The organism is Stenotrophomonas sp. YJH_SMC_122, assembly GCF_059369535.1.
In genome coordinates this window covers 173,797-185,352 of record NZ_JCAFST010000011.1, presented here as the reverse complement: position 1 = coordinate 185,352, position 11,556 = coordinate 173,797, and the positions used below count along the sequence as shown (strand labels likewise).

The following is an 11,556-nucleotide window of genomic DNA, read 5'->3' as shown; positions in this document are numbered from 1 at the left end:
CTGCTTACATCCACGGCTTCTACAATCCAGCCCGGCTACACTCGGCGCTGGGCTACCACTCGCCTAACAACTATGCCCGGCAGCTCCGGGCTGCCGCCTGAAACGGCTTCATGGCGTCCGTTTTCAGGGGGCCAGATCAGTCCGCGGCATGGATGCCGCGGCCAAGCCCCCATGGACGGGTTCACGGCGTCCCCCGCGAACCCAACCCGACCGACCAGCGCGAGGGTTTTGCATTTGACAACCAGGCATCACCACCCACGAGGGGCTGCGCCGTTGGCTGGAAACTACGGCCACCAGCCTTGCCCGAACCGGGCGAAATGATCGGCCGCCCGCTCGAACGGATTGCGCGCACTCACCCCGCCGCACAGCAGGTACACCGGCAGGTACAGCGGCCCCAGCACCATGTACTGGTAAACGTGCGCGCGCTCGTGGTCGTCCAGCCGGATCAGCGGCTCCACGCCCCACCCCGCCTGATGCGCATAGGTCCGGCAGCAGATGCCGAGGTCATGGCCGGTGTGCAGGATCACGTTGCCCAGGGTGATCGCACCGCCCGGCCCCCACGGCCAGTGATCGAACACCACAGCGCAGTCCCGCGCGCTCCAGCGCAGCGTCGCGCCGCCGAGCATGCCGGCCAGGCCGCCGATCAGGCCGATCAGTGTGTTGGGCAGCGTCCATGCGGCGCCCAGCATCTGCAGCGCGCGCAGCCAGAGCGGCCAGGATCGAGCGGCGGTGTTCAATCCGCCTCGTTCGGAATCAGCAGCCACAGGATCAGGTAGATCAGAATGCCGGGGAAGGCGGCCGAGCCGATCGATACCAGCACGAACACGATCCGCACCAGGGTGGGGTTCCAGCCGAAGCGATGGGCAATGCCGCCCATCACGCCGGCAATCATGCGGTCGTTCAATGAACGCGACAGCGTCTTGGGCGTGGTGTTCACGGCGGTGTCTCCTCGGCTTGCGGGCAGAATCAGTCGAGCACGCCGCGACTCTACACCGCCTCCATGTCTACGGCGTGCGGAGACGCAGCGCCTGCAGGCGCGCACTGAACCAGGCGGCTGCGGTCTGTTCAGGCTGCCCCGGGCACTGGATGCGGTAAGGCTTCCCGCTCATGCTGCTCTGACTGGCGGCGCGCTCGATGAACTGCTCGGCGCTGTCCACCATGTCCTTCTTCAGCAGATAGTCGTACTTGCGCTGCAGATGGGCGCGCGCATCGCTGCCGTCGTACCAGCTGCCATTGCGCTGGAACCGGCACTGCGAGCCGTCCAGGCTTGAGATCAGCTGGGCGATCTCCCGGCGTGCATCCGCACCGGGTGCGGCGTGGGCAAGTTGTGCTGCCAGCAGTGCCGCAAGAATCAACAAAGTCCGGTACCTCATCATCCCCCCAAGTCAGTCGAGCATGGCACGACTCTACAGGTCGCGTGCCTTCAACCAGCCATCGATCGTGGCCGGCACTTCGCGCTGGGCGCGCCCGGACACGTAGATCCCAATGTGGCCACCGCGGAAACTGGACTCGGTGTAGTCGTCCGTGCCCAGGCGCCCACGCATCGCGCGCGAGGCGTCCGGCGGCACCAGATGGTCCTGCTCGGCGTAGATGTTCAGCACCGGCAAGGTCACCTGCGACAGATCCACGGCTTCCTCGCCGATCCTTACTGTGCCCTTCATCAGGCCATTGCCCTGGTAGAACTGCTTGATGAAGTCGCGGAACGCCTCGCCCGCCAGGTCCGGCGAATCGAAGATCCATTTTTCCATGCGCAGGAAGTCCTCCAGCGCCGCCTTGTCATCGAGGATATCGAGCAGGCCGACGTACTTCTGCACGTTCAGGCGGAACGGCTTGAGCATCAGGTAGCTGGCATTCATCAGGTCGGCCGGTATGTTGCCCAGCGTATCCACCAGCAGATCCACATCCACCTGCCGGGCCCAGTGCGAGAGCATGTTGTCGGCCGTCTGGAAATCGACCGGGGTGACCATGGTGATCAGCTTGCCCAGCTTCTGCCGGCGCAATGCGGCGTAGCACAGCGCGAACACGCCACCCTGGCAGATGCCGAGCAGGTCGACCGCGCCGCCACTGCGCACGCGCAGTGCATCCACTGCACCATCGATATAGCGCAGCAGATAGTCCTCCAGCGTCTGGAAGCGCTCCGAGCGATCCGGGTAGCCCCAGTCCAGCACGTACACGTCCTGCCCGAGCGCCAACAGCTTCTGCACCAGCGAGCGGTCGGCCTGCAGGTCGACCATGTACGGCCGGTTGACCAGCGCGTAGACGATCAGCAGCGGCGTGCGCCGGGTCGGCGCCTGCTCGCCGACAAAGCGGTACAGCACCACCTTGCCGTCGCGCCAGACTTCCTCTCGCGCGGTCACGCCATAGTCCACGTCTTCCACCTGCGGCAGCAGCTTCAGCCCCTCCATCAGCTTGCGCTGCATCGCCAGGGTTTCCTGCATCAGGTCGTCGGCGTTGAAGCCCAGCGGTCCCTTCATCGGTCACGCGCCCGTGCGGAGGTGCGAGATGCGGACTTTTTCGCTGGCGTCTTTTTCGCAGGCGCCTTCCTTGTCGGCGCGGCCTTCTTCGCGGCCTTGCGCGCGGCAGGCTTCACTTTTGCCGGCGCCGGCTGCGCCACCGGATCCACCTCGGCGGTTCCAGCCAGCACCGCCACCTGTGCCTGCAGCCGGCGCAGGCTGCGCTCCAGCTCGGCGATGCGGCGGTGTGCGGCATCCATCTCGCTGCGGGTCGGCAGGCCGATACGTTCACTCATCTGTTCCACCTCGCGCTGCAGGCCGGCGCGCAGACGCATCTGAGCGTTGCCCAGCGCGGCGTACACCTGCTGGAACGGTTCGGACATGGCGACCTTGGCGTAGGCCTCCTCGGCCACTTCGATCCACAGGTCGAACATCGCGCGGGCGCTGGTCAGCTGGCTGCCCGGCTGTTCGTGCTCGGCCAGGCGCTGCTCGAACAGCGCAAAGGCCTCGTCCAGTGCCCGCTTGATCTGGTCAACATAAGCGCGCGAATGCTGCTGGTACTCGTCCTGCGCACGCAGCAGGGCCTGCCAGCGCGCCTGGTGCTCGCGGCCGGGGCCGAATGCCGGGCTCTGCAGCCATGGGCCCGCCTGCAGCTGGAACTGCTGCAGCCATGCGGCGAATTCAGGTACTGCGGCACCGGCGTGGGTGCTGCCGCGGGCGCCCTGCAGCATCCATTGCAGCATGCCGTCGCCCTGGCCCTGCACCGCCTCGCGCCAGGCCTGGGCCACATCGGCACTGCTGGCGTCGCGGCCGGCAAACCGAGCGGCGACCTCCTGCATGGTGCCGTACCAGCTGCCCGCCTGTTCGCGGAACCGGCGCACGGCATCTTCCGGCGCGCCGGGCGCCTGTTCGGGCAACAGCTGGCCCCACCAGTCGAACAGCCGCTGCCAGCTGCCCGGGTCGTCGCCCGCCGGTGCGCCGGGAGCACCCGCATGGCGCAGGGCATCGCCCCAGGCGCCGAAATACTGCCGGGCCAGGGTCTCGAAATCGCTGCTGCCGGCGTCGTGGGCCGAGCTGGTCATCGCAGGCCTCCGCAGGGCTGGCTCATGGCTTGGGAATGCGCAGGGTCTTGCTGATCATCAGCGACCCGGACAGCGCGAACAACAGCACCATCGGGTGCAGCTGCCAAGGTCCGATCTGCCACTGGCCGAACCAGATGTTCTGGCCGATGGCATCGGTGCCGGCGGCGATCGCCAGTACGATCACCAGCACCAGGCTGGTCGGGATCGGGGTGCCCTCGAAATACGTGACCTTGCCCTCGTCGCCGGTCATTGCCTCGGCAGTGACGTTGTAGCGTGCCAGGCGGCTGACGCCGCAGCAGACGAAGTAGCTCAGCACCAGCCAGTCCCAGCCACCCTGCATGCCACAGGCATAGGCCAGCGCCGCTGGGGCCACCCCGAAGGAAATCACGTCGGACAGCGAGTCCAGCTCGCGGCCCAGGGTGGAACTGGACTTGCGCCAGCGCGCGATGCGTCCATCAAGGGCGTCGAAGATGAAGGCCAACGGGATCAGCGCCATGCCGAACAGCAGGTAGCCGCGCTCGCCATCCTGCAGGAAGCGCATCGCGGCGAAGACCGCACCGGTGCCGCAGAAAGCATTGGCCAGGGTGAACCAGTCGGCCAGCTGGAATTCGCGCAGCATCGAGAAATGACGTTTCATGGGGTCTCACGGAGCATCAAGGCCCACAGGTTACCGCGAGCGCCGCCGCTGGCGACAGCGCCGGCCGGTCCCACCCTTCACTGCACCCTCACCCGCCCTCACCGGCGGTGAATTTTTCGCCACCCATCTTGACAGCCTAGGGGGGTGGCGCCTGTCGCGGCTTATCCACAAAGTTGCCCACGCGTAATCCACACCCCCTGTGGACAACCAGATCTCACCGACTGCGACACCGGACATTTCCTCATCACCCTGACGCGGGGTTTCCCTACTTCCCAAGTTGCAGGGTCGGCGCTATGGTCACCGGCGGGCCCGCCGCCGCCACGTCCGATTCCTGGTGACGGACGATGATGATGCCGGGTGCTTTCAACCTGGCCGCGCAGCTGCGAAGTCCCCAACCGCGCCGCTGCACTGGCGGTCAACACCTTGTGCTTGTACTTCCGCCTGCTGCTGGCGCAGCGCCGCTGAAGTGGTAGAGCCGGCCGCTGGCCGGCTGCCCCTGCCATGAAGTGGTAGAGCCGGCCGCTGGCCGGCTGCCCCTGCCATTCCGGAGTGCCGGCCGGCGGCCGGCACTACCCAGCGTGCACCCGCCGCCACCGGGCGAAACACATCACCTGCATCACCAGCATCGCCAACAACCCCAGCGGCCACGCCCGCCACACGCCGGCCAGCCCGTGCTGCGCCTGCATCCACATCGCCAGCGGCAGCTCCACCAGCAGCACCGCTGCCATGCCCAGCAACGCTGGCAACCATACCGTACCGCCGCCACGCATCACCCCGACCAGCACCGCACTGACTCCCATCGCCAGCACGCCCCACACCACAGTGCGCAGCTGCAACGCAGCCAGGTCGCGCACGTCGGCTGCCGCCAGGATCAGCCCGGTCAGCCAGGGTGCCAGCGACATAACCAGCGCCACCACCACGCTCAGCGTCGCCAGTCCCAGCAGCACGCCAGTCCGGGCGATGGCCGGCAGCCGTGCCGTACGCCCGGCGCCCATCGCATGCGCCGCGAGGATGGTGGCGGTGATCCCAAGGGACATTGCCGGCAACTGCGCCCAGCTCATCAACTGGTTGACCGCACCGTAGGCGGCCGTGGCCGTGTAGCCATAGCGGTTGATCCAGCCCAGCAACACGATTTCGGCGACGGCCAGGCTGAGCATCTGCAGCGAGGACGGTAGGCCGATGCGCAGCATCGATCGGATGATCGCGCCATCGAAACGAATGGCATGCACCAGCTCATGGCCCGGTGCCAGGGGGTGTCCTGCCCGATGCCAACGCCACAGCAGCCAGCCCAGGGCCAACAGCGAGGCAATCGCCGCCGACACCGCCGCACTGGCCGATCCCAGCTGCGGCAGGCCGGCCCAGCCCAGGATCAGCAGCGGCGTGCACAGCATACCCACCGCCGTGGCCAGCAGCAGCGCATGCAGCGGCGTCTTCGCATCGCCTACTGCGCGGCTCACGGCAGTGGCCAACCACAGCAGGAAGAACGCCGGCGCCGCCAGCAGCAGCACGCGCGCGTAGACGATGGACTCACCGAGGATCGGTGCCGGCGTACCCAGTGACATCAGGAGCTGTGGTGCGAAACCGCTCCCCAGAGCCATCACCAGCACCGACAACAGAAGGATCAGCGCCACCGCACTGCCAGCCACCGCGCGCACCTGCTGCGGCCGACCCGCGCCCCAGGCCTGCCCGATCAGCACCATCGCGCCGGTCGCCAGGCCCATCACCAGGGCCAGCAGCAGGAAGAAGACCGGGAAGAACGCAGCGGCCACGGCCACCGCCTGGGTCCCGAGCAGCTGGCCGAGGTAGAGGTTGTCCAGCGTGCCTGCGGCCAGCTGCAGCGCATTGGTCAGCAGCATCGGCAGCAGCAGGGCCAGGTAGGTGCGCCACAGGGGCGGCGCGACCGGGGGCGTGGGATCTACAGGGGAGTTCATGGGGTTCTCTGGGCAAGGCGCTGCCCTGCCCGGCGTTTCCACCAGCAAAGCAAGCACAGGGGACCGGGCCGTGGCCCGCGATCAGGTGGCGCCGCCGCTCAACGACGGCGCGATGGTTCAGCCGTCAGCGCTGTCGAACGCCAGACGCAGGGCGTGGTCACGCACATCCCCGGGCCAGGAATGCAGTACCGCTTCAAGGCCCGCACGGTCGTGCGCGAACAGCACGCGGATGGCCTCCTCGAAGCCCGGCAGGTCACCGGCGATGGTCTGCAGGAAGTGATAGGCGCGCTCGGCATCGCGACGCCGGCGGTCCTTGTCCGCACTGGCGCGGCTGGCCGCCTCCACCAGTTTTCGCAATGCCACCGAGGCCCCGCCCGGCTGCTCTGCCAGCCACGCCCAGTGGCGCGGCAGCAGGGTCACTTCGCGCGCTACTACGCCCAGCTTGGGGCGGCCACGGCCACGCGGGGTCGCCGCAGCGTCTTCGGCAGTGACCTCGGCATCCGTCTCCACGACAGGAAACGCTGCGCTTACCCGCGACCGCAGTTCTGCATCACTGCCGCGCGTATCGAAATCGCGGGTGCGACCGGTCGCGTTGTCGAACACCAGCAATGGTCCGGCCGCGTTGCTGGCGCGCAGCCGCTTGAGCGCCAGTGCGGCCATTTCCGGGCTGCCGGAAGCAACGAGGCGATGGCCGTCGAAACAACTGAAGGGAGGGAGTCGGGACGCAGGCATTGCAATGGCATCAGAGGTGATGCGCAATATTGCCCGGGTAATTTATGGCCGTCAATATTGCCCGGGTATTAATCGACCGAAAGAGCCTGCCAACCAAGGCTGGCACCCGCCGGAATGGTTGGCACCTCCCCGATTCGCCGGGTCACAGCCGGCTGTAGGACCAGCTGACCATGCGGCCGTCCTTGTACGGCATCACGCCGTGGAACGGGCGCGGGTCGGCGTCGAACACCAGCGGCAGGAAGTTGCGGTCGCCCTCCCACATCGGCAGCGTGTCCAGCTTGTCCAGATCCACCCACTCCAGCGTGCCTTCGTGGTTGCCGCCGTGCGGGGTGCCTTCGAAGCTGTCGATGACGAACACGAAGCCCAGCCAGTCTTCGCCGTGCTTGCCGAAACCGGGCCAGCTGAGAGTGCCGCGCAGGCGCATGCCGGTGCAGTCGATGCCGGCTTCCTCGGCAATCTCGCGGCGCATGCTGGCCGCCACGTCCTCGTCCGCTTCGATCTTGCCACCCAGGCCGTTGTACTTGCCGAGGTGATGGTCACCGGGGCGCGTATTGCGATGGATCATCAGCACCTGGCGACGATCGGGCGACAGCACATAGCCCAGGGTGGCGACGATCGGGGTGTACGGCATGGGGCGGCATCCAGCGGCAGGTCAGCCCTGGATTATGGCCGATCAGCGCACCAGCGACAGGCGGCGCTCGGCAGGCGCACCGGCGCCATCGGGGTCACGGCGCAGCGTGGCGACGCCGTGGCCGCGCTCGGCCAGGTATTCCAGCCACTTGCCGAGGAAGGTGTTCATCCGCATGCGGTGGCTGATCAGTTCCGCTGGTGGCGGGTACAGGCCCATGGTGTCCTGCCAGCGGCGGCCGACGTAGCAATGGGTGGTCTCGGCCTGGCGCGCGTCACGGTACAGGCGGACATAGGCCGAGGGATCCGGCTCGCCGGTGACCGGGTCGGCAATGTCGTAGGTCAGCCGCAGTTCCACCGTGTAGCGGTGGCACTCGATCACGTCCAGGCGGACATCCAGGCCGTCACCGATCGAGGAAATGTAGCTGCCCGCCGCCAGCCCCGCCGGTTCGAACAGGCGCACCAGATGGCGGTAGTTCTCCGCGTACAGGCCCATGAGCCAGCTCAGCCGGCTCAGGCGGGGAATGCGTTCGGTACGGGGCAAGGCTCGGGCCATGGGTCGATCCTACACGTTGGTGCTTCAACGTGGGGGCGCCTCAAGCCACAGCCAACCCGTCGGTCGCTTTCATCGTGGTAGTGCCGGCCGCTGGCCGGCAGCCCCGCAGCGCGGGAGTCGCTGCCACGGCGGTAGTGCCGGCCGCTGGCCGGCAGCCCCGCAGCGCGCCGGAACGGATCAATACAGCTCGCGCTGCAGCCCCAATGTGGCCAGCACCTTGCTGGAAATCTCCTCGATCGAGGTGTGGGTGGTGCTCAGGGTCGGGATCCGCTCCATGCGGAACATGGTCTCGGCCGCGGCCACCTCCCGCTTGCAGGTGTCCAGGTTCGCGTAGCGCGAGTTCGGACGGCGCTCCTGGCGGATCTGCTGCAGGCGGTCCGGGTCGATGGTCAACCCGAACAGCTTGCGCCGGTAGTTGCGCAGGCGCGGCGGCAGGCGATCACTTTCCAGGTCCTCGTCGGTCAACGGGTAGTTGGCCGCGCGCACCCCGTAATGCAGGGCCAGGTAGATGCAGGTGGGCGTCTTGCCAGCGCGCGACACCGCTACCAGGATCACGTCGGCGTCGTCATAGTTCACCGCGATGCCGTCGTCATGGGTCAGGGCGAAGTTCATCGCGTTGATGCGCCGGTGGTACGTGTCGAAATCGACCATGCCGTGGGCCTGGCCGACCCGGGCCAGACGCGGGCTGGCCAGTTCGCGCTCCAGCGGCTCGATGAACGGCGCGAACACATCCAGCATCAGCGCCCCGCTGTCGGCCAGGATCAGGCTCAGGCTCTGGTCCACGCAGGAGTTCACCACGATCGGCCGAACCTGGTAGCGCTCCCCCGCCGCCTGGATCCGGGCGCAGGCTTCACGCGCTTTTTCAGGGTCGTCGACAAACGACATCCGATCGGTAATGAAGCTGAACCCGGAGAACTGGGTCAACAGGCTATGCCCAATGGTTTCAGCGGTGATACCGGTTCCATCGGAAACGTAGAACACCGGACGGATGGTCGACATGCGCGCTTTTACCCCCTACGAAGCTTAAAAAGGCCGCCAGCACAAGCTTGTGCCGACGGTGCTCTGCCCGGCATCATATCGGCTTCTTCCTACGGACGCGGCCACTCAGCCCGCCTCGGGCGATGGCCAAACGGAGCATCGCGCTTGAACGAGAACATCCTGTGGTTGCACGAACTGCGTCTGGCCGATCTGGCCCGCGTAGGCGGCAAGAATTCGTCCCTGGGCGAGATGATCGGCAACCTGGCCGGTCTGGGCGTTTCGGTGCCGGGTGGTTATGCCACCACCGCTGAAGCCTTCAAGGACTTCATCGCGCACAACGACCTGTCCAAGCGCATCTTCGACAGGCTGGCCACGCTGGACGTCGAGGACGTCAACGCGCTGACCGCCGCCGGCAAGGAAATCCGCAGCTGGGTGATCGATGCCCCGCTGCAGCCGCAGCTGGACCAGGACATCCGCACCGCCTACGCCAAGCTGAGCGCCGAGAATGGCGGCGGCGACGTGGCCGTGGCCGTGCGTTCGTCCGCCACTGCCGAGGACCTGCCGGATGCGTCCTTCGCGGGCCAGCAGGAAACCTTCCTCAACGTGACCGGTGCCGACGACGTCGTGCACAAGGTCAAGGAAGTGTTCGCCTCGCTGTACAACGACCGCGCCATCGCCTACCGCGTGCACCACGGCTTCAAGCATGAAGACGTGTTCCTGTCCGCCGGCGTGCAGCTGATGGTGCGTTCGGGCGTCGGCTCCTCCGGCGTGCTGTTCACCCTGGACACCGAGTCCGGCTTCCGCGACGTGGTGTTCGTCACCTCCTCGTTCGGCCTGGGCGAAATGGTCGTGCAGGGCGCGGTCAATCCGGACGAATACTACGTCTACAAGCCCACCCTGCAGGCCGGCAAGCCGGCGATCCTGCGCCGCTCGCTCGGCAGCAAGGCGATCCGCATGGTGTACTCGGATGTTCCGGGTGAGCGCGTCCGTATCGAAGACACCCCGGCCGAACTGCGCAGCACCTTCTCGATCAGCGACGAGGACGTGCAGGAACTGGCCAAGCAGGCGCTGGTCATCGAAAAACACTACGGCCGCCCGATGGACATCGAGTGGGCCAAGGACGGTGTCAGCGGCAAGCTGTTCATCGTGCAGGCGCGCCCGGAAACGGTGAAGTCGCGCAGCCATGCCACCCAGATCGAGCGCTTCGCGCTGACCGAGAAGGGCGGCAAGGTGCTGGCCGAGGGTCGTGCCGTTGGCGCCAAGATCGGTTCGGGCGTGGCCCGCGTGGTGAAGACGCTGGACGACATGAACCGCGTGCAGCCGGGCGACGTGCTGATCGCCGACATGACCGATCCCGATTGGGAACCGGTGATGAAGCGCGCCTCGGCCATCGTCACCAACCGCGGTGGCCGCACCTGCCACGCCGCGATCATCGCGCGCGAGCTGGGCGTGCCGGCCGTGGTCGGTTCGGGCAACGCGACCCAGGTCATCGAAGATGGCCAGCTGGTCACCGTCAGCTGCGCCGAAGGCGATACCGGCTTCATCTACGAAGGCAAGCTCGGCTTCGAACGCACCACCACCGATCTTGGCAACATGCCGCCGGCGCCGCTGAAGATCATGATGAACGTGGCCAACCCGGAACGTGCCTTCGACTTCGGCCAGCTGCCGAACGCCGGCATCGGCCTGGCCCGCCTGGAAATGATCATCGCCAGCCACATCGGCATCCATCCGAATGCGCTGCTGGAATACGACCGCCAGGACGCCGCGACCAGGAAGAAGATCGACGAGAAGATCGCCGGCTATGGTGATCCGGTCAGCTTCTACGTCGATCGCCTGGCCGAAGGCATCGCCACCCTCACCGCCTCGGTCGCGCCGAACCCGGTGATCGTGCGCCTGTCGGACTTCAAGTCCAACGAGTACGCCAACCTGATCGGCGGCAGCAACTACGAGCCGCACGAAGAGAATCCGATGATCGGCTTCCGCGGCGCCAGCCGTTACGTCGACCCGAGCTTCTCGGCCGCCTTCGCGCTGGAGTGCAAGGCCGTGCTGCGCGTGCGCAACGAAATGGGCCTGGACAACCTGTGGGTCATGATTCCGTTCGTGCGCACCCTGGAAGAAGGCCGCAAGGTCATCGAGGTGCTGGAACAGAACGGCCTGAAGCAGGGCGAGAACGGCCTGAAGATCATCATGATGTGCGAAGTGCCGTCCAACGCTTTGCTCGCCGATGAGTTCCTGGAGATCTTCGACGGCTTCTCGATCGGCTCCAACGACCTGACCCAGCTCAGCCTGGGCCTGGACCGCGACTCGTCGATCGTCGCGCACCTGTTCGACGAACGGAACCCGGCAGTGAAGAAGCTGCTGTCGATGGCGATCAAGGCCGCACGCGCCAAGGGCAAGTACGTTGGCATCTGCGGCCAGGGCCCGTCCGATCACCCGGATCTGGCCGAATGGCTGATGCAGGAAGGCATCGAGTCGGTGTCGCTGAACCCGGACACCGTGGTCGATACCTGGCTGCGCCTGGCCAGGCTGAAGGCCAACGGCTGATCCGGCTGTAAGGCTG

At 66.8% G+C, this 11,556-nt stretch carries 12 protein-coding genes; 1 reads left to right on the top strand and 11 read right to left on the bottom strand.

Going from position 1 to position 11,556, the window contains the following annotated elements; all coding sequences use genetic code 11:
• Nucleotides 1–284 precede the first annotated feature (284 nt).
• The 11 genes from AC5P66_RS15585 to ppsR form a co-directional block, all read right to left on the bottom strand.
• Nucleotides 285–689, bottom strand: coding sequence for a hypothetical protein (locus AC5P66_RS15585; protein ID WP_099495589.1), 405 nt, complete (start codon nt 687–689; stop codon nt 285–287).
• A gap of 44 nt (nt 690–733) precedes the next feature.
• Nucleotides 734–892, bottom strand: coding sequence for a PspC domain-containing protein (locus AC5P66_RS15580; protein WP_194430536.1), 159 nt, complete (start codon nt 890–892; stop codon nt 734–736).
• 112 nt (nt 893–1,004) lie between these two features.
• Nucleotides 1,005–1,373 carry a YfeK family protein gene (locus AC5P66_RS15575; RefSeq protein ID WP_099495590.1) on the bottom strand — a complete coding sequence of 123 codons (369 nt, stop codon included), beginning with the start codon at nt 1,371–1,373 and terminating at the stop codon, nt 1,005–1,007.
• 33 nt (nt 1,374–1,406) lie between these two features.
• Entirely contained in the window at nt 1,407–2,474 is a 1,068-nt protein-coding gene (phaC, locus tag AC5P66_RS15570; protein WP_099495526.1) for a class III poly(R)-hydroxyalkanoic acid synthase subunit PhaC, read from the bottom strand.
• Entirely contained in the window at nt 2,471–3,535 is a 1,065-nt protein-coding gene (gene phaE / locus AC5P66_RS15565; protein ID WP_099495527.1) for a class III poly(R)-hydroxyalkanoic acid synthase subunit PhaE, read from the bottom strand. Before phaE ends, phaC begins: the two co-directional genes overlap by 4 nt.
• 22 nt (nt 3,536–3,557) lie before the next feature.
• Nucleotides 3,558–4,172 (bottom strand): CDP-alcohol phosphatidyltransferase family protein, encoded by a 615-nt coding sequence (locus tag AC5P66_RS15560; protein ID WP_019660264.1) that lies wholly within the window; start codon nt 4,170–4,172, stop codon nt 3,558–3,560.
• Nucleotides 4,173–4,741: 569 nt separating this feature from the next.
• A complete protein-coding gene (locus tag AC5P66_RS15555; RefSeq protein WP_099495528.1) occupies nt 4,742–6,103 on the bottom strand; it encodes an MATE family efflux transporter in 1,362 nt (453 codons plus the stop codon).
• A gap of 117 nt (nt 6,104–6,220) precedes the next feature.
• Nucleotides 6,221–6,835, bottom strand: a complete 615-nt coding sequence (locus AC5P66_RS15550; protein WP_111096642.1) for a DUF2239 family protein — start codon at nt 6,833–6,835, stop codon at nt 6,221–6,223.
• A 142-nt stretch (nt 6,836–6,977) separates the two neighbouring features.
• Nucleotides 6,978–7,466: an NUDIX hydrolase gene (locus AC5P66_RS15545; protein WP_005417168.1), complete on the bottom strand. Its 489-nt coding sequence runs from the start codon at nt 7,464–7,466 to the stop codon at nt 6,978–6,980.
• A 42-nt stretch (nt 7,467–7,508) separates the two neighbouring features.
• On the bottom strand, nt 7,509–8,018 hold the full coding sequence (locus tag AC5P66_RS15540) for a DUF1249 domain-containing protein (protein ID WP_032954273.1): 510 nt from the start codon (nt 8,016–8,018) through the stop codon (nt 7,509–7,511).
• Nucleotides 8,019–8,195: 177 nt separating this feature from the next.
• Entirely contained in the window at nt 8,196–9,017 is an 822-nt protein-coding gene (ppsR, locus tag AC5P66_RS15535; protein ID WP_005417170.1) for a posphoenolpyruvate synthetase regulatory kinase/phosphorylase PpsR, read from the bottom strand.
• A 144-nt stretch (nt 9,018–9,161) separates the two neighbouring features.
• On the opposite strand from ppsR, the gene ppsA reads away from it, so the two are divergent.
• Nucleotides 9,162–11,540 carry a phosphoenolpyruvate synthase gene (ppsA, locus tag AC5P66_RS15530; protein ID WP_099495529.1) on the top strand — a complete coding sequence of 793 codons (2,379 nt, stop codon included), beginning with the start codon at nt 9,162–9,164 and terminating at the stop codon, nt 11,538–11,540.
• The last annotated feature ends 16 nt before the right edge of the window (nt 11,541–11,556 follow it).

Coding starts and splice junctions, on each gene's coding strand:
- AC5P66_RS15545 (WP_005417168.1), bottom strand. CDS start 7,466: ATGCCGTACACCCCGATCGTCGCCACCCTGGGCTATGTGCTGTCGCCC.
- AC5P66_RS15555 (WP_099495528.1), bottom strand. CDS start 6,103: ATGAACTCCCCTGTAGATCCCACGCCCCCGGTCGCGCCGCCCCTGTGG.
- ppsR (WP_005417170.1), bottom strand. CDS start 9,017: ATGTCGACCATCCGTCCGGTGTTCTACGTTTCCGATGGAACCGGTATC.
- AC5P66_RS15540 (WP_032954273.1), bottom strand. CDS start 8,018: ATGGCCCGAGCCTTGCCCCGTACCGAACGCATTCCCCGCCTGAGCCGG.
- AC5P66_RS15580 (WP_194430536.1), bottom strand. CDS start 892: ATGATTGCCGGCGTGATGGGCGGCATTGCCCATCGCTTCGGCTGGAAC.
- phaE (WP_099495527.1), bottom strand. CDS start 3,535: ATGACCAGCTCGGCCCACGACGCCGGCAGCAGCGATTTCGAGACCCTG.
- AC5P66_RS15585 (WP_099495589.1), bottom strand. CDS start 689: ATGCTGGGCGCCGCATGGACGCTGCCCAACACACTGATCGGCCTGATC.
- AC5P66_RS15560 (WP_019660264.1), bottom strand. CDS start 4,172: ATGAAACGTCATTTCTCGATGCTGCGCGAATTCCAGCTGGCCGACTGG.
- AC5P66_RS15550 (WP_111096642.1), bottom strand. CDS start 6,835: ATGCCTGCGTCCCGACTCCCTCCCTTCAGTTGTTTCGACGGCCATCGC.
- phaC (WP_099495526.1), bottom strand. CDS start 2,474: ATGAAGGGACCGCTGGGCTTCAACGCCGACGACCTGATGCAGGAAACC.
- AC5P66_RS15575 (WP_099495590.1), bottom strand. CDS start 1,373: ATGAGGTACCGGACTTTGTTGATTCTTGCGGCACTGCTGGCAGCACAA.